A 17,679-nucleotide genomic window follows, 5' to 3' on the forward strand; every position below is an offset into this window, starting at 1 on the left:
AAAGCTCCAGTTTAAATGTTATTCAATAATAGAATGTTGTTCAAAAAATCTACTCCCATACAGAAATAGACGGCGAATTTTAATCACTATGGATATGCTTGTCAATAAGCAACCAATGCGGTGCTCTCAGAGATATTCGCTGTTATTCGACTAAAAACAGCGCAACGAATCATTTTCGTCTGTTTCGCCCGATGCCCTTTCTTGAACTTTTTAACCCAAATTACGTCTTACGGAAGGCTATCAAAACAGATAGTTTTTTAGTTTATACGGAGAGAGCCTATGCAATTCATCGCAAAATCATTTCTTATCGGCATAACTGTAGTGTCGTTAGCGGCTTGCGGCAATATGAGTCGCAGCCAAAAAAATACCGCCGTTGGCGCGGCCATCGGTGGCGCAACAGGGTATATGATCAAAGGTAATGCCGCCACAACATTAGGCGGCGCGGCGCTCGGTGGATTAATCGGTAGCCAAGTGAACAAATAACCAAGGTGCGCGCCATCTATCTCGCGTCTAAAACCGCACGTTGAGCATTCAACGTGCGGTTATTTTTTTGTGTCTTTTTCGATAAATAATCAGGCAATTGCCGCCTCAACGTAGTAAACTAGCCACAATTTTTTCTTAGGAGACAACGATGAAACCTTATCTAATCGCCCCTTCTATTCTTTCCGCCGATTTGGCACGCCTTGGTGATGATGTTCAGGCGGTGCTCGATGCGGGGGCCGATGTCATTCATTTCGACGTAATGGATAATCATTATGTGCCGAATCTCACCTTTGGCCCCGCTGTGTGCCAAGCCTTGCGTGATTACGGCATTACGGCGCCGATTGACGTACATTTAATGGTGAAACCGGTGGATCGCATTATTCCCGATTTCGCCAAAGCCGGCGCGAGCTATATTACTTTTCATCCTGAAGCAACCGAGCATATTGATCGCACTTTGCAGCTCATTCGTGATCACGGTTGCAAATGCGGTTTGGTGTTTAATCCTGCGACGCCGTTGAATTATTTGGATTATGTATTGGATAAAGTGGATGTTGTGTTGTTGATGTCCGTCAACCCTGGCTTCGGAGGCCAATCTTTTATTCCGGCGACCTTAAAAAAACTGCGACAAGCGCGTCGAATGATCGACGAAAGCGGTTATCACATTCGTCTTGAAGTGGACGGTGGCGTGAAAACGGATAATATCGCCGAAATTGCGGCTGCAGGCGCCGATATGTTCGTGGCCGGTTCGGCGATTTTCGGTAAACCGGACTATCGACAAGTGATTGAACAAATGCGTGCGCAATTGGCGTCTCTTTTATAATCTGCCGAAGGCCCGTGGGACGGGGCTTCAATGCGGTGCTGATCGGGCACTTCACCGATTGGCTGTTTAGACATAAGCCATCGCGCAAGCGAAGGTAAAATGATTAATCGACATGATGCAGAACATAGAGAAAAACAATAATGAACACACAATTTAAATTAATCGGCTTTGATTTGGATGGTACTTTAGTTAACAGCTTGCCGGATTTGGCCTTATCGGTGAATTCGGCGTTAGCGGAGTTCGATTTGCCGCAAGCGCCGGAAGAACGGGTGTTAACTTGGATTGGCAACGGCGCGCCGGTATTAATTGCCCGAGCCTTAGATTGGGCACGCGAGCAAAGCGGTAGAACTTTAAGCGAGGCGGATGTTGAAAAAGCGAAAGCCCGTTTCGCTTATTATTACGGCGAAAACCTTTGTAATATCAGCCGCTTATATCCGAATGTGAAAACAACTTTGGAAGCGTTAAAGGCTAAGGGATACACGTTGGCAGTCGTTACCAACAAACCGACCAAACACGTTCGACCGGTATTGGCGGCCTTCGGTATCGATCAGTTATTCGACGAAATGCTCGGCGGACAGTCTTTGCCGGCAATCAAACCACATCCGGCGCCGCTTTATTATTTGTGCGGTAAGTTCGGCTTCGAGCCTCGCCAAGTGTTGTTTGTAGGGGACTCAAAAAACGATATCATCGCCGCGCACGCTGCCGGTTGTGCCGCAGTGGGTTTGACTTACGGCTATAATTACAATATTCCCATCAGCGAATCTGGACCGGATTGGGTATTTGATGATTTTGCCCGGTTATTGGAGGTTTTATAATTCCTATCGAAAGTGCGAGCGAAAAATGCACAGTTTTTTTAATCGCATTTTATCCGATGAAAATCCGAGTATTTCACTTGAATTCGCTGATGTTGCCCCAACCTTACACCAAAGCCATTCAAACAGATTAGATTAGAGAGAAACTATGAGCGCTAAAAAAACACAACGCACGACGACCGTAACCATGCCTGTATTGCCGTTACGCGATGTCGTGGTTTTCCCTTATATGGTGATGCCGCTTTTTGTGGGGCGTGAAAAATCCATTAACGCCCTTGAAGAAGCGATGAACGAAAATAAACAGCTTCTGTTAGTCGCCCAAAAGCAAGCGGATTTGGAAGAGCCGACCGCTGACGATGTGTTCGATGTTGGAACCATCGCTAATATTATTCAGTTGTTAAAATTGCCGGACGGTACGGTGAAAGTGTTAGTGGAGGGGCATCAACGCGCCAAAATTAACAATCTTGAAGACGGCGAAAAATGCTTTTTGGCAAAGGTTACACCGATCGATACCATACAAGAGAACGAAAGAGAAATCGAAGTCGTGAAGAGTGCAGTGCTCACCGAGTTTGAGAATTATCTCACGTTGAATAAAAAAGTGCCGGCAGATGTGTTAAACGCGTTACAACGTATTGAGGATCCGGATCGCCTTGCCGATACCATGGCGGCACATTTGCCGGTAACCGTGCGACATAAACAAAAAGTGTTGGAATTTGCCGACGTGCAAGAACGCTTGGAATATTTGCTCGGTATGATGGAGTCGGAGGCGGATATTCTGCAAGTGGAAAAACGAATTCGCGGCCGCGTTAAAAAACAAATGGAAAAAAGCCAACGCAACTATTACCTAAGCGAACAAATTAAAGCGATTCGTAAAGAAATGGACGAAGGCGAAAGCGACGATACGCTTGATGAAGTCGAACAGCTTCGTCAAAAAGTGGAAGCGGCCGGTATGCCGACGGAAGTGCGCGACAAAGTTGAAAGTGAGTTACAAAAACTCAAAATGATGTCAGCCATGTCCGCCGAAGCCACCGTGGTGCGCAGTTACATTGAATGGATGATTCAAGTACCTTGGCATCAGCGTACCAAAGTGAAAAAAGATATCACTAAAGCGCAACAAGTATTAGATGCGGATCACTATGGTTTAGAGCGCGTGAAAGAGCGCATTTTAGAATATCTTGCGGTACAGGCGCGCTTAAACAAAGTAAAAGGTCCGATTCTCTGTTTAGTTGGGCCTCCGGGCGTGGGGAAAACCTCGCTTGGTCAATCTATCGCCAACGCTACCGGCCGTAAATATGTCCGTATGGCGCTCGGCGGCGTACGTGACGAAGCGGAAATCCGCGGTCATCGCAAAACCTATATCGGCGCATTGCCGGGTAAATTGATTCAAAAAATGGCGAGAGTGGGCGTGAAAAACCCGCTGTTTTTGCTTGATGAAATCGACAAAATGGCATCGGATATGCGTGGCGATCCGGCTTCTGCATTGCTTGAAGTGCTTGATCCGGAACAAAACACCACTTTTAATGATCACTACTTGGAAGTTGATTATGATTTGTCTGACGTGATGTTCGTCGCAACTTCCAATTCCATGAATATTCCGGGGCCGTTGCTTGATCGTATGGAAGTGATTCGTCTTTCAGGCTATACGGAAGATGAAAAACTAAATATCGCGATGCACCATTTATTGCAAAAACAAATCGAGCGTAACGGTTTGAAAAAAGGCGAATTAACGGTGGAAGAAAGCGCGATTTTGGGCATTATTCGTTATTACACCCGTGAAGCCGGCGTGCGTAACTTAGAGCGTGAAATTTCTAAAATTTGCCGTAAAGCGGTGAAAAATTTATTGGTTGATCCGACGCTCAAATCGATCACCGTAAATGCGGATAACTTGCACGATTATCTCGGCGTGAAACGTTTCGAGTTCGGCAAGGCGGATACCCAAAACCGCGTGGGCGAAGTGACCGGTCTGGCATGGACAGAAGTGGGCGGTGATTTACTCACCATCGAAACCGCTTCCGTGCCGGGTAAAGGCAAATTGATCTTCACCGGTTCGCTGGGCGATGTCATGAAAGAATCTATTCAAGCGGCGATGACCGTAGTACGTGCGCGTGCGGATAAACTTGGCATCAATCCGGAATTTCACGAAAAACGCGATATTCACATTCACGTGCCGGACGGCGCCACGCCGAAAGATGGCCCGAGCGCGGGGATCGCCATGAGCACCGCATTGGTGTCTTGTCTGACAGGCAATCCGGTGCGCGCTGATGTGGCGATGACGGGCGAAATCAGCTTACGCGGTAAGGTGTTGCCGATCGGCGGCCTAAAAGAAAAACTCTTGGCGGCGCATCGCGGCGGTATTAAAACCGTGTTGATTCCGAAAGATAACGTAAAAGATTTGGAGGAAATTCCGCAAAACGTGAAACAAAACTTGCTGATTCACGCAGTGGAAACCATCGATGAAGTGTTGGCGCTAGCACTTGAGAATCCGCCGGAAGGCGTTGAATTCGTCAAACTGGAAGCCAAACCTAAAGCGCCGCGCCGTAAAACCGTCACGAAAACGACAAGATCAGTAAATTAATGATACACTTTGGGCTTGTTAATCAAACAAGCCCTTTTTATTTTGAACATGATGCTCCGCGTTCCTCCCCTTTCCCTGTATATTCATATTCCTTGGTGCATACAAAAATGCCCGTATTGCGATTTTAATTCTCACGCGCAAAAGGGCGAAATTCCGGAAAACGACTACATTCGTCATCTTCTGCTGGATTTGCAGGCGGATTTAGCGCGCTTTCAAACTTCCGTACAAAAGCGCAAATTGCGTTCGATTTTTATTGGTGGCGGCACCCCGAGTTTATTTTCGGCAGAAGGTATTGCACGCCTGTTAAACGGCGTGAAAGCGCAAATTCCATTTGAAGAAAACATCGAAATCACTTTGGAAGCCAATCCCGGTACGGTGGAAGCGGAACGCTTTAAAGGCTATGTTGCCGCCGGCGTAACCCGTATTTCTATGGGCATTCAAAGCTTTAACGACGACAAACTGCAACGTTTAGGGCGCATTCATAACGCCGCTGAGGCTAAACGTGCGGTTCACTTGGCGAAAGTTTCCGGGCTGCAAAGTTTCAACTTGGATTTAATGCACGGTTTGCCGAATCAAACTTTAGCGGAAGCCTTAGATGATTTACGCCAAGCCGTTGAGCTTGCACCGCCGCATCTTTCTTGGTATCAGCTCACTATTGAGCCGAACACGTTGTTTGCTTATCGTTCGCCGAAATTACCGGACGATGACGAACTTTGGGATATTTTCAAGCAGGGACACCAATTTTTAACCGCGGCCGGTTATCGACAATATGAAACGTCCGCTTACGCCAAGCCGGGTTTTCAATGTGAACATAATTTGAATTACTGGCGTTTCGGCGATTATTTGGCGATTGGATGCGGTGCTCACGGCAAGCTCAGTTTTTCACACGGCGAAATTTTACGTTTTTCTAAAACCAAGCACCCGAAAGGTTATTTGCGTGGTGAATATCTTTACGAAGAAAAAAATGTGCCATACGCAGAGCGCCCTTTCGAGTTCTTTATGAACCGTTTTCGTTTATTGGATGCGGTGCCGAAACGCGAGTTCGAAGCTTATACGGGCTTATCGCAAAGCACGGTTAAACATCAGATCGATTTGGCCGTCGCACAAAATTATGTCGTAGAAAATGCCGATTTTTGGCAAATCACCGAACATGGTAAATTGTTTTTAAACGAATTGTTGGAATTGTTTTTAGTGGAAGAATAAATGGCATGATTTTTCATATTGGTGGATAAAAATTTGCGCTTGTTTATTTAAAACGTGCGTATTAAAGTAACGCAACCGTTTACTTCTTAAAAAATAGGAACAAAAATGAATCAATTGGAAATGAAAAAAATCGCCGCGCAAGCCGCTTTGCAATATGTCAAAGCGGATACCGTGGTGGGCGTGGGGAGCGGTTCTACGGTGAACTGTTTTATCGAAGCCTTAGGTGCGCTGAAAAATCAAATTAAAGGTGCCGTGGCGGCTTCAAAAGCATCGGAAGCCTTGCTTCGTAAACAAGGCATTGAAGTATTCAGCGCCAATGACGTGTCAGGATTAGATATTTATGTGGACGGGGCGGATGAAATCAATCCACAAAAAATGATGATTAAAGGTGGCGGGGCGGCACTGACTCGCGAGAAAATCGTGGCAGCCTTGGCGAAGAAATTTATTTGTATCGTGGATGCTAGCAAACAGGTGGACGTGTTGGGCTCGACTTTCCCATTGCCGGTGGAAGTCATCCCGATGGCGCGTTCGCAAGTGAGTAGAAAATTAGTCGCTTTGGGTGGTATGCCTGAATATCGCGAAGGCGTAGTGACAGATAACGGCAATGTGATTTTAGACGTGCACAATTTCGCCATTTTAAATCCGGTGGAAATGGAAAAAGAATTAAATAACATTGCGGGCGTAGTAACCAACGGTATTTTCGCTTTACGTGCCGCAGATGTAGTCATTGTCGGCACGCCGGAAGGGGCAAAAATTATCGAATGATGTGGAAGGCGTATTGGACCGTCATGCGATGTGAAGAGTTTTAAAATAAGAAATAAGGATGCAACTATGACAAACAAAGTTTCACTCGACAAATCTAAAATTAAATTCGTACTGCTGGAAGGCGTGCATCAAAGTGCGCTGGATACGCTCCACGAGGCGGGTTATACAAATATCGATTATTACAAAAAAGCGCTGGATGGTGACGAATTAAAAGCGGCGATTAAAGATGCGCATTTTATCGGTTTGCGTTCGCGTACCCATTTGACCGCTGAAATGATCGACGCCGCACCAAAATTAATTGCCGTAGGCTGTTTTTGTATCGGTACCAATCAAGTCGATTTAAACGCGGCGAAAGCGCGCGGTATTCCGGTGTTTAACGCGCCGTTCTCCAACACGCGCTCTGTGGCGGAATTGGTATTAGGGGAAATTTTATTGCTTATGCGCAACGTGCCAAAGGCCAATGCGGAAGTACATCGTGGCGTATGGAATAAATCTGCCGTGGGCGCTCATGAAGTGCGCGGTAAAAAATTAGGTATTGTGGGTTACGGGCATATTGGCTCGCAATTAAGTATCATTGCCGAATCTTTAGGTATGGACGTGCATTTCTACGATATCGAAAACAAATTGCCACTTGGTAATGCCAAGCAAGTGCGCAATCTGGAAGAATTGCTTGGTTCTTGCGATGTGATTTCCTTGCACGTGCCCGAATTACCTTCGACCCGCAATTTAATGAGCGCCGAACGTATCGCGCAATTAAAACAAGGTGCCATTTTAATTAACGCGGCGCGCGGTAGCGTCGTGGATATCGACGCTTTGGCGCAGGCCTTAAAAAACGGCAAGGTGCATGGCGCGGCAATCGACGTATTCCCGGTCGAACCGGCTTCGATCAATGAAGAGTTTGTTTCGCCGTTACGCGAATTCGATAATGTCATTTTAACGCCACATATCGGCGGTTCCACGGCGGAAGCGCAAGAAAATATCGGTTTTGAAGTGGCGGGCAAATTCGTTAAATATTCCGACAACGGCTCGACCCTTTCTTCAGTAAACTTCCCGGAAGTATCCTTGCCGGAACACGAAGGCACTAAACGTTTATTGCACATTCACGAAAATCGTCCGGGTATTTTGAACAAACTCAACCAAGTTTTCGTTCAAGCCAATGTCAATATCGCGGCACAATATTTACAAACCGATCCGAAAATCGGCTATGTGGTGGTGGATGTGGAAACCGAAGATTCCGCACCGCTATTGGCTAAGTTACGCGAAATCGACGGCACCATTCGTGCACGTGTGTTGTATTAGCCGAGCCATGAAATCGGAAGCTTAAAACAGCACCGCATTGACCCCTTGTCAGACAAGGCTCCAATGCGGTGCTATTTAATTAAAGCAGTTATAATTTTCCATAAAAAGACCTGTCTCCCGCATATTTTATTATGCGGGAGACAGATTCTTTATGATAAAGACCGGTTTAATTTCCGCTACGCTTCTTTTGGAAAAACAACAGTAAGTAAAAATTTGAAATTTTCTAATGCATATAATGCGTGCGGATGGTTTGCCGGTAATACAATACTTTCGCCGGCAGAAACAATATAGTCTTTATCATCAATGGTAATTTTGGCTCGCCCCTCTAAAAGTGTGACAAGTGCGTCACCTCGTGATTTGTGAGCGCTTATTTCTTCGTCTTTAGGTAGGCAAAACAGGGTTAAACCAACACCTTGATTTTGTCCGAGGGTTTTGCTGATGACTTGCCCATCTTGGTAGGAAATTTGATCAACCAATTTTAATACGGTGGCTTTTTCAATATTTTTTAACATATTTTACTCCTTAGTTGATAATCATTATCTTCTTTATTCTACGTCGATTAAATCTGTAATGCATCCGATTTTATCAACAAACCACTTTATTTTTCGTTATAATGCTGCTCCAGAATTAAATGGTAATAGGATAAGCTATGACGGGAGCGCAATTATTAATTGAATGTATTAAGGCACATAATGTAAACACAATTTTCGGCTATCCCGGCGGTGCAATTATGCCGACCTACGATGCGCTTTACGATTCCGGCTTAGACCATTTACTGTGTCGCAACGAACAAGGCGCTGCCATGGCGGCCATTGGTTATGCGCGTTCCAGTGGTAAAGTGGGCGTGTGTATCGCCACTTCCGGCCCTGGCGCGACGAATCTGATTACAGGCTTGGGCGATGCGATGATGGACTCCGTTCCTGTGGTGGCAATCACAGGGCAAGTCGCCGCGCCGTTAATCGGTACTGATGCCTTTCAAGAAGCAGACGTGCTAGGTTTATCCCTTGCTTGCACCAAACACAGTTTTATCGTTCAAAGTGCGGACGAATTGGCGGACGTTTTTGCGCAAGCTTTTGAAATCGCACAAAGCGGTCGCCCCGGCCCGGTATTAATTGACATACCGCGTAATATTCAAGTAGGCGACGTGCCGGCACATGTGAAAGCTTATGTAAAAACCCCGGCAAAACCGACCGCACTTTCAGTTGAAAATCTCGCGCAAGCCAATGAATTATTAAAAAACGCAAAAAAACCTGTGCTTTATGTGGGCGGCGGTGTAGGAATGGCAAAAGCAATGCTTGCGTTGCGTGAGTTTTTAGCGCAAACCCGTATGCCTTCCGTTTCAACCCTAAAAGGCTTGGGCGCGATTGATCCAAGTGATGATGTGTATATGGGGATGATTGGCATGCACGGCACGAAAGCCGCAAACTTCGCCGTGCAAGAATGTGATCTATTGCTTGTTTGTGGTGCGCGTTTTGACGATCGCGTAACCGGTAAACTGGACACCTTCGCCCCGCACGCCAAAGTGATTCATTGTGATATTGATGCGGCAGAAATCCACAAACTTCGCAAAGCCGAGGTGGCATTACAAGGCGATCTCATTCAAGCATTAAACGCACTCAAACAACCTTTAGATATTGAACCTTGGCGTGCGCACGTTCGCGCTCTGAAAAGCAAATTAGATTTTACTTATGTGGAAAATGCCGGCAATCGACCGATTGATCCTTGGGCATTGCTTAATACGCTTTCCAACCGCAAACCACAAAATGCGGTGATTTGTACCGATGTGGGGCAGCACCAAATGTGGTCAGCGCAACATATGCAGCATTTCCACCCTGAAAATTACATCACGTCTGCAGGCTTCGGCACCATGGGTTTTGGGCTTCCGGCTGCCGTGGGCGCGAAAAAAGCGCGTCCGCAAGATGATGTAATTCTCGTCACCGGCGACGGTTCTTTTATGATGAATGTACAAGAACTCGGTTCAATTAAACGCGGCAAGCTGCCGGTAAAAATCGTATTGCTTGATAACCAACGCTTAGGCATGGTGCGCCAATGGCAGGATTTATTCTGGAACAAACGTCGCAGCGAAACCATTTTAGATGACAATCCGGATTTCGTGATGCTCGCCAACGCTTTTGGCATTCCGGCAGAACGTATTGAATCTGCCGATGAAGTGGATGGCGCGCTCACCCGATTGCTGGAAAGCGACAGCGCCTATTTATTGCAAGTATGCATTCCGCCTGATGAATGTGTCTGGCCGCTCGTGCCACCGGGCGCGTGCAATGCCGATATGGTGGAGGAGATGAACGCATGAATTCATATCAAATTGAAGTCGTCGCTCAGCACCGCATTGAAGTGCTGGAACGCATTCTCCGCGTCGTGCGCCATCGCGGTTTTATCGTGACAAAAATGGTAATGGAACTGATTGATGGCAAAGTGCGGTTAAAATTCACCGTAAAATCCGACCGCACTTTGGATTTGTTGGTGAATCAGTTGGTGAAATTGCCGGATGTGGTAACCATTAATTAAGAGGAAAATATTATGTCTAAAATTTTGAAAGCTACATTTGTTACATCTTTATTAGCTTTATCAGCAAATGCGTTTGCTAGTGATAGCTATGCATTGGTTGTTTATAGTCCAAGCGTAAATTACATGAACACATTGGTTCAAAGAAATAATCAAGAGCAGTGTTTAGAAACTAAAGCTGAATTTGAAAAAGAATTCACTAATGAAGCTACTGATAGCTCGGGTAAAACAAGGTTTTTCTTTAAATGTATTAACGTTAAAAACGGTGCAATTTAGTAAATTCTCCGTAAGTTCTTCTGCCAAATCTCCCCTACCCCTCTTTGCTAAAGAGGGGATTGGATCGAGACAAGATTTGATATTAGTGATTTTATTTAACATCACTAAAAGGTGAGTTAGATAACAATTCTCTATTTACTAAAGAATCTCCCTCTTTAGCAAAGAGGGGTAGGGGAGATTTGGCAGTCTCAATTAACGAAGAAATTCATATACACCTTAACGAAAACTTACTCGGAGAATTTATTTATGCCAAAACTTCGTTCAGCGACCAGTACACAAGGTCGCAATATGGCGGGTGCGCGTGCACTATGGCGTGCTACGGGAATGAAAGAAAATGACTTCGGAAAACCCATTATTGCGGTGGTGAACTCCTTCACCCAATTTGTGCCGGGGCACGTTCACTTAAAAGATATGGGGCAGCTCGTCGCCAAAGAAATTGAAAAAGCCGGCGGTGTGGCGAAAGAATTTAATACCATCGCGGTGGACGACGGTATCGCGATGGGACACGGCGGGATGTTGTATTCTCTGCCTTCACGCGACTTGATTGCGGACTCGGTGGAATACATGGTGAACGCCCACTGCGCGGACGCGATGGTGTGTATTTCCAACTGTGACAAAATTACTCCGGGAATGCTAATGGCGGCAATGCGTTTGAATATTCCGACGATTTTCGTTTCAGGTGGTCCGATGGAAGCGGGTAAAACTAAACTTTCCGATCAATTAATTCGCTTAGACTTGGTTGATGCCATGATCGAAGCGGCAGATCCGAACGTGAGTGACGACCGCATCGACGCCATTGAAAAATCCGCTTGCCCGACTTGTGGATCTTGCTCGGGTATGTTCACGGCGAATTCTATGAACTGCTTAACGGAAGCCTTAGGTTTAAGTTTGCCGGGCAATGGCTCAATGCTTGCCACCCATGCAGACCGCAAAGAATTGTTCTTAAAAGCGGGTCGTCAAATCGTTGAGCTTTGCAAACGCTATTACGAACAAGACGACGAAAGCGTGCTGCCGCGTTCTATTGGCACCTTTGATGCCTTTGAAAACGCTATGAGCTTAGACATCGCCATGGGCGGTTCAAGCAACACCGTGTTGCACTTACTCGCCGCTGCGCAAGAAGCGGGCGTAGATTTCAAAATGGCGGATATTGACCGCTTATCGCGCGTCGTACCTTGCTTAAGTAAAATTGCGCCGAACACCAACAAATACCATATGGAAGATGTTCACCGCGCTGGTGGAATTATGGGGTTGTTGGGCGAATTGGATCGCGCGGGGTTAATTCACAAAAACACCCACACCGTGTTGGGCTTAACCATGGGCGAACAGCTTGACCAATACGACATCATCCGCAACCAAGACGAAGAGTTACACAAATTTTTCCGCGCCGGCCCTGCAGGTATTCGTACCACGCAAGCATTTTCACAAGATTGCCGTTGGGACAGCGTGGATAACGACCGCGTAAACGGCTGTATTCGCAATAAAGAAAATGCCATTTCACAAGAAGGCGGCTTGGCGGTGTTATTCGGTAATATCGCGGAAGATGGCTGTATTGTAAAAACTGCGGGCGTAGATGAATCCATCTGGAAATTCACCGGTAAAGCCATCGTCTTTGAAAGCCAAGAAGATGCGGTAGCCGGTATTTTAGGCGGCAAAGTGAAAGAAGGTCACGTGGTGATTATTCGCTATGAAGGCCCGAAAGGCGGCCCGGGTATGCAAGAAATGCTCTACCCGACCAGCTATTTAAAATCCATGGGCTTAGGCAAAAAATGTGCCCTCTTAACGGACGGACGTTTCTCCGGCGGTACATCGGGCTTGTCTATCGGCCACGCCTCACCGGAAGCGGCTTCCGGCGGCGCCATTGGCTTGGTGCGTGATGGCGATATTATCAACATCGACATTCCAAACCGTGCGATCAACCTTGCTATCAGCGATGAAGAACTTGCCGCACGCCGTGCCGAGCAAGATCAAAAAGGCTGGCAGCCTGCCAACCGCCAACGTGAAGTGTCTTTTGCATTGAAAGTATTTGGACATTTTGCGACCTCAGCGGATAAAGGCGCAGTGCGTGATAAAACGTTGTTAAAATAATGAAACCATTCCCCTCTTTAGCAAAGAAGGGTTAGGGGAGATTTGGCAGAATTTACTCCAACCTCATCAGTGGATTTAATCTCGTCAAAATCTCCCCCCCAGCCCCCTCTTTACAAAAGAGGGGGAGTATCAATTCAAAAAAATTAAGATTATGAAAACCCTACTCACCAACCCACAACCCACCCAAAACGACTACATCAACGCTATCGTGAAACTTGGCGGGCGCGTTTATGAAGCCGCACAGGTCACGCCATTGCAAAAAATGGGCAAACTTTCCGAACGCTTACACAACAACGTTTGGATCAAACGTGAAGATCGCCAGCCGGTAAACAGCTTTAAGCTACGTGGCGCATACGCCATGATTTCCAGCCTTTCGCCGGAGCAAAAAGCCGCCGGCGTGATTGCGGCATCGGCAGGTAACCATGCGCAAGGCGTGGCGTTATCGGCTAAACAACTTGGCTTGAAAGCGCTCATCGTGATGCCACAAAACACACCGAGTATTAAAGTGGATGCGGTGCGCGGTTTTGGCGGTGAAGTATTGTTGCACGGCGCAAATTTCGATGAAGCCAAAGCGAAAGCGGTGGAGCTTTCTAAATCCAAAAATATGACCTTTATTCCACCTTTCGATCATCCGTTAGTAATTGCCGGACAAGGCACGCTTGCCATGGAAATGTTGCAGCAGGTAGCGGATTTGGATTATGTGTTCGTACAAGTGGGCGGTGGTGGCTTGGCCGCAGGCGTGGCAATTTTACTGAAACAGTTTATGCCGGAAATCAAAGTCATCGGCGTGGAATCGAAAGATTCTGCGTGTTTAAAAGCGGCGCTCGACAAAGGCGAACCGACGGATTTGGCGCACGTGGGCTTATTTGCCGACGGTGTGGCGGTGAAACGCATCGGTGATGAAACATTCCGTTTATGCCAACGCTATCTTGACGATATGGTGTTGGTGGACAGCGACGAAGTGTGCGCGGCCATGAAAGATTTGTTTGAGAATGTGCGCGCAATAGCCGAGCCGTCCGGCGCGTTAGGTTTGGCAGGCTTGAAGAAGTATGTAAAACAGCACCGCATTGAAGGCAAGAATATGGCGGCGATTTTGTCCGGTGCGAATCTGAATTTCCATACGCTTCGTTATGTGTCCGAACGTTGTGAAATCGGAGAAAATCGCGAAGCCTTGCTTGCCGTTGCTATGCCGGAACAACCGGGTAGCTTCTTAAAATTCGTACAAGTGTTGGGTAATCGTGCGGTGACAGAATTCAGTTACCGCTATGCGGATGATAAACGCGCTTGCGTGTTTGTCGGTGTGCGTACCGCAAATGAACAAGAAAAAGCCGACATCATCGCCGAACTGACGCAAAATGGCTTTGATGTGGAAGATATGTCCGACGACGATATCGCCAAAACTCATGTGCGTTATTTAATGGGCGGACGGGTGGCTGGGCATCACGAGCATTTATACACTTTCGAGTTCCCGGAACAAAAAGGCGCATTGTTGAAATTCTTAGAAACTTTGCAAAATCGCTGGAATATCTCGCTGTTCCATTACCGTGCTCACGGGGCGGATTACGGCAATATTCTTGCCGGTTTTCAATTGGAAGATAAGGAACGGGCCGAGTTTGAACAAACTTTGGCGAGATTAGATTATGCGTTTGAAGATGTGACGGAAAGTAAGTCTTACCGTTATTTCTTATGTTAAAACGCCCCCGAAAATACAATTCACATTTTTCAGACGACTTATTATTGGCCCTTCTTCACCCAGTATTTGAAGGGGGGCGTGTCCACTTCACTTTGCAATAAAGTGTGTTCCATAAATTGACAGAAACTCGGAATGTCGCGTGTGGTGGCGGGATCATCGGCGATAACCAACAATACCTCACCATCGTTTAAGTGGCGAATATTTTTACGTACCAACATTATCGGTTCGGGGCAGCGTAGCCCCAAAGTATCAAGGGTTTGAGTAATCGAAATTTCAGACATCTTCTTTTGGGTTTAAAAAAGTAACGGCGTATCATATCGCACTTACGGTAAAATTTCGACAAATCCCCGTTATCGATGATAGACTAACGCCATAGAAATTACCCTGAAAAATGAAATGACGGAGTATCTTGTTCCCCAAATTGCGGTCGTTTTTGAAGAAGAAATTAAAAAAAGCCGCTTTATTACTTATTTACAGCGAACGGAAGGATTAGATGTTGCTAAAGCCTTTTGGGCGCAAATTAAACAAGCGCATCCGAACGCGCGTCATCATTGTTGGGCGGCGGTGGCGGGCAAACCGACAGATTCACAACAACTGGGCTTTTCCGACGACGGAGAACCGGCCGGAACGGCGGGAAAGCCGATGTTAAGTGCGTTACAAGGCAGTCAAATCGGCGAAATCAGTGCGGTAACGGTTCGTTACTACGGTGGGATTCTGTTAGGTACAGGCGGCTTGGTTCGTGCTTACGGTAATGGTGTCCAACAAGCGCTAAAATTATTGAAAACCGAAACCAAAGTGGAACGTGCACCTTTTCGTTTGGATTGTGATTACGATCAATTAAACTTGGTACGGTTGTTGTGTGAGAAATATCAAATCGAAATATTAGAACAAGATTTTCAGCTACGAGTTCATTTAATACTAGGTCTTAGCGAAAATATAATCGTACCGTTTTCCACCGAATTAAGCGAAAGATCTGCCGGAAAATTGGTGATTCAACCCTTATTAATAGACGAATAATTGTGCATATTTTATCCATAATCCGAATTATCGGGATTCTTGTGATGTGTTTTTCTGGCACCATGTTGATTCCGGCGTTTGTCGCTTTAATTTATGACGATGGCGGGGGAAAAGCTTTTATGCAAGCCTTCTCTTTAAGCTTGGCGGCAGGTGCATTGTTATGGTGGCTGTGTCATCATCACAAACAAGAATTACGTTCGCGTGACGGTTTTTTGATTGTGGTCGCGTTTTGGTTCGTGTTAGGCGGTTTGGCGACGTTGCCGCTACTTTTATTTGATGCCCCGCATTTAACGCTTGCATCAGCTGTGTTTGAAGCCTTTTCCGGCTTAACCACCACAGGTGCAACGGTGATGACGGGGTTGGATCATTTACCAAAAGCGATCTTATTTTATCGCCAGTTGTTACAATGGCTCGGCGGGATGGGGATTATCGTACTTGCTATTGCCATTATTCCATTATTAGGCATTGGCGGCATGCAACTTTATCGTGCGGAAATGTCCGGCCCGATGAAGGAACAAAAAATCAGACCGCGTATTGCGGAAACGGCGAAAGTGTTGTGGGTGATTTACCTTTCCCTCACCCTTTCTTGCGCGCTGGCGTATTGGGCGGCAGGCATGGATCCTTTCGATGCGCTGACACACAGTTTTTCTACCGTGTCCATTGGTGGTTTTTCTACTCACGACGCCAGTATGGGGTATTTTAATAGTCCGCTGATTAACGGCATCACTGTGCTGTTTTTGCTGATTTCTGCCTGCAACTTCGGCTTGCACTTCCGGGCTTTTTCAACACTTGGGCGTGAAAATTTCTTTAAAATTTATTTGCGCGATCCTGAATTTCGCTTCTTTATAAGTATTCAAGTGATTTTGGTTGTGGTTTGTACTTTAGTAATGTGGAGCCACCATTATTTTGCCTCCTCTTGGCAGGATTTCGAACAAGTGTTGTTCCAAGCCGTATCCATTTCAACAACAACAGGCTACACCACCTCAGATTTCGCTGACTGGCCGTCCTTTGTTCCTGTGTTGCTAATTACTGCATCCTTTATGGGCGGTTGCGCCGGTTCGGTTGGCGGCGGTTTGCGTGTTGCGCGCGTGCTAGTGCTTTATTTGCAAGGCAAGCGCGAACTCAAACGAGTCGTTCACCCGAATTTGGTTTATCCGATTAAATGGGGTAAAAACGTATTAGACGAACGCGTTATTGGCGGTATCTGGGCGTTCTTCTCCGCTTATTTGCTGGTTTTCTTAATTTGCTTACTTGGCGTGATCGCATGCGGTGTCGAGCCGTTTAACGCTTTCAATGCGGTGCTCGCAAGCCTTAACAATTTAGGGCCGGCATTAGGTTCGGTCAGCAGTAATATGACAACGATTCCTGATAGCGCAAAATGGATCTTAACCGTCGCGATGGTTTGCGGCCGTTTAGAAATTTTCACGCTTTTAGCTTTATTTACCCCTGCATTTTGGAAAGCCTAATGAAAACTTTAATTTTGTATTCAAGCCATGACGGCCAGACGAAAAAAATTTCCGAATTTTTAGTAATGCATTTAAACGGCAAAGTAACGATCGATACATTACGCGAAGACTATGATATTGAAGTCTTTGACTGCGTGATTATTGGCGCCTCTATTCGTTACGGCCATTTCAATAAAATTCTTTATCGCTTTGTCAAACAGCACCGCATTCAACTGGAACAAAAAAGCGCATTTTTTTTCGGCGTGAATTTAACTGCGCGTAAAGAAGGTAAGGATAATCCGGAAACGAATGTATATGTCCGTAAATTCTTGCAACGTACAGATTGGAAACCGGCGTTAGCAGCGGTGTTTGCCGGCGCGTTGTTGTATCCACGCTATAAATGGTTTGATCGGATGATGATTCGATTCATTATGAAAATCACCGGTGGGGAGACGGATTCGACTAAAGAGATTGAATATACGGATTGGAAAAAAGTGGAGCAATTTGCGCATCGTATTAATGAGTTGAATAATTAAGCATTTTTCAGTGAAATTTTGACCGATTTACTGGTGTTTTAAGAAAAAAGTAAGTTTTTTTCAATTTTTTTGAAAAAAGTGCTTGCGCGAGGTTTGAAAATTCCTATAATACGCGGCACACAACGACGCATGGTTGTGAAATAGTCA

Annotated in this window: 17 protein-coding genes; 15 read left to right on the forward strand and 2 right to left on the reverse strand. The window is 46.1% G+C overall.

Going from position 1 to position 17,679, the window contains the following annotated elements; genetic code table 11:
• Window positions 1–279: 279 nt before the first annotated feature.
• From ACO59Y_RS05660 to serA, 7 genes are all read left to right on the forward strand, one after another.
• On the forward strand, window positions 280–483 hold the full coding sequence (locus tag ACO59Y_RS05660) for a hypothetical protein (protein WP_486131410.1): 204 nt from the start codon (window positions 280–282) through the stop codon (window positions 481–483).
• Between the two features lie 148 nt (window positions 484–631).
• Window positions 632–1,303: a ribulose-phosphate 3-epimerase gene (rpe, locus tag ACO59Y_RS05665; RefSeq protein WP_373603998.1), complete on the forward strand. Its 672-nt coding sequence runs from the start codon at window positions 632–634 to the stop codon at window positions 1,301–1,303.
• Between the two features lie 140 nt (window positions 1,304–1,443).
• The gene (locus ACO59Y_RS05670) at window positions 1,444–2,118 is read left to right on the forward strand and encodes a phosphoglycolate phosphatase (protein WP_486131413.1); all 675 of its coding nucleotides are present in this window, start codon (window positions 1,444–1,446) and stop codon (window positions 2,116–2,118) included.
• Window positions 2,119–2,263: 145 nt separating this feature from the next.
• Window positions 2,264–4,690 (forward strand): endopeptidase La, encoded by a 2,427-nt coding sequence (gene lon, locus ACO59Y_RS05675; protein ID WP_486131415.1) that lies wholly within the window; start codon window positions 2,264–2,266, stop codon window positions 4,688–4,690.
• A gap of 51 nt (window positions 4,691–4,741) precedes the next feature.
• Entirely contained in the window at window positions 4,742–5,893 is a 1,152-nt protein-coding gene (gene hemW, locus ACO59Y_RS05680; RefSeq protein WP_486131435.1) for a radical SAM family heme chaperone HemW, read from the forward strand.
• Between the two features lie 105 nt (window positions 5,894–5,998).
• Window positions 5,999–6,658, forward strand: a complete 660-nt coding sequence (gene rpiA / locus ACO59Y_RS05685) for a ribose-5-phosphate isomerase RpiA (protein WP_373604001.1) — start codon at window positions 5,999–6,001, stop codon at window positions 6,656–6,658.
• Between the two features lie 66 nt (window positions 6,659–6,724).
• On the forward strand, window positions 6,725–7,957 hold the full coding sequence (gene serA, locus ACO59Y_RS05690) for a phosphoglycerate dehydrogenase (RefSeq protein WP_373604002.1): 1,233 nt from the start codon (window positions 6,725–6,727) through the stop codon (window positions 7,955–7,957).
• A gap of 176 nt (window positions 7,958–8,133) precedes the next feature.
• Here the strand turns inward: serA and ACO59Y_RS05695 are convergent, their stop codons facing one another.
• A complete protein-coding gene (locus tag ACO59Y_RS05695) occupies window positions 8,134–8,469 on the reverse strand; it encodes a cupin domain-containing protein (RefSeq protein ID WP_486131417.1) in 336 nt (111 codons plus the stop codon).
• Between the two features lie 137 nt (window positions 8,470–8,606).
• Here ACO59Y_RS05695 and ilvG point away from each other — a divergent pair, with 137 nt between their 5' ends.
• The 5 genes from ilvG to ilvA all read left to right on the forward strand — a co-directional run bounded on the left by ilvG (window position 8,607) and on the right by ilvA (window position 14,534).
• Entirely contained in the window at window positions 8,607–10,268 is a 1,662-nt protein-coding gene (gene ilvG / locus ACO59Y_RS05700) for an acetolactate synthase 2 catalytic subunit (protein ID WP_486131419.1), read from the forward strand.
• Window positions 10,265–10,483: an acetolactate synthase 2 small subunit gene (gene ilvM / locus ACO59Y_RS05705; RefSeq protein ID WP_373604005.1), complete on the forward strand. Its 219-nt coding sequence runs from the start codon at window positions 10,265–10,267 to the stop codon at window positions 10,481–10,483. The genes ilvG and ilvM overlap by 4 nt, the downstream gene beginning before the upstream one ends.
• 12 nt (window positions 10,484–10,495) lie before the next feature.
• On the forward strand, window positions 10,496–10,756 hold the full coding sequence (locus tag ACO59Y_RS05710; protein ID WP_486131421.1) for a hypothetical protein: 261 nt from the start codon (window positions 10,496–10,498) through the stop codon (window positions 10,754–10,756).
• 246 nt (window positions 10,757–11,002) lie between these two features.
• Window positions 11,003–12,841, forward strand: coding sequence for a dihydroxy-acid dehydratase (gene ilvD / locus ACO59Y_RS05715; protein WP_486131423.1), 1,839 nt, complete (start codon window positions 11,003–11,005; stop codon window positions 12,839–12,841).
• Between the two features lie 151 nt (window positions 12,842–12,992).
• Window positions 12,993–14,534 (forward strand): threonine ammonia-lyase, biosynthetic, encoded by a 1,542-nt coding sequence (ilvA, locus tag ACO59Y_RS05720; RefSeq protein ID WP_486131425.1) that lies wholly within the window; start codon window positions 12,993–12,995, stop codon window positions 14,532–14,534.
• A gap of 41 nt (window positions 14,535–14,575) precedes the next feature.
• On the opposite strand, the gene tusA is transcribed toward ilvA, so the two are convergent.
• Window positions 14,576–14,815 (reverse strand): sulfurtransferase TusA, encoded by a 240-nt coding sequence (tusA, locus tag ACO59Y_RS05725; RefSeq protein ID WP_486131427.1) that lies wholly within the window; start codon window positions 14,813–14,815, stop codon window positions 14,576–14,578.
• Between the two features lie 115 nt (window positions 14,816–14,930).
• Here tusA and ACO59Y_RS05730 point away from each other — a divergent pair, with 115 nt between their 5' ends.
• The 3 genes from ACO59Y_RS05730 to hemG are packed head-to-tail and all read left to right on the forward strand — an operon-like array spanning window position 14,931 to window position 17,532.
• Window positions 14,931–15,551: a YigZ family protein gene (locus ACO59Y_RS05730; RefSeq protein ID WP_486131429.1), complete on the forward strand. Its 621-nt coding sequence runs from the start codon at window positions 14,931–14,933 to the stop codon at window positions 15,549–15,551.
• Between the two features lie 2 nt (window positions 15,552–15,553).
• Entirely contained in the window at window positions 15,554–17,017 is a 1,464-nt protein-coding gene (locus ACO59Y_RS05735; protein ID WP_486131431.1) for a TrkH family potassium uptake protein, read from the forward strand.
• On the forward strand, window positions 17,017–17,532 hold the full coding sequence (gene hemG / locus ACO59Y_RS05740; protein WP_486131433.1) for a menaquinone-dependent protoporphyrinogen IX dehydrogenase: 516 nt from the start codon (window positions 17,017–17,019) through the stop codon (window positions 17,530–17,532). Before ACO59Y_RS05735 ends, hemG begins: the two co-directional genes overlap by 1 nt.
• Window positions 17,533–17,679: the final 147 nt, after the last annotated feature.

The organism is Rodentibacter sp., assembly GCF_057314195.1.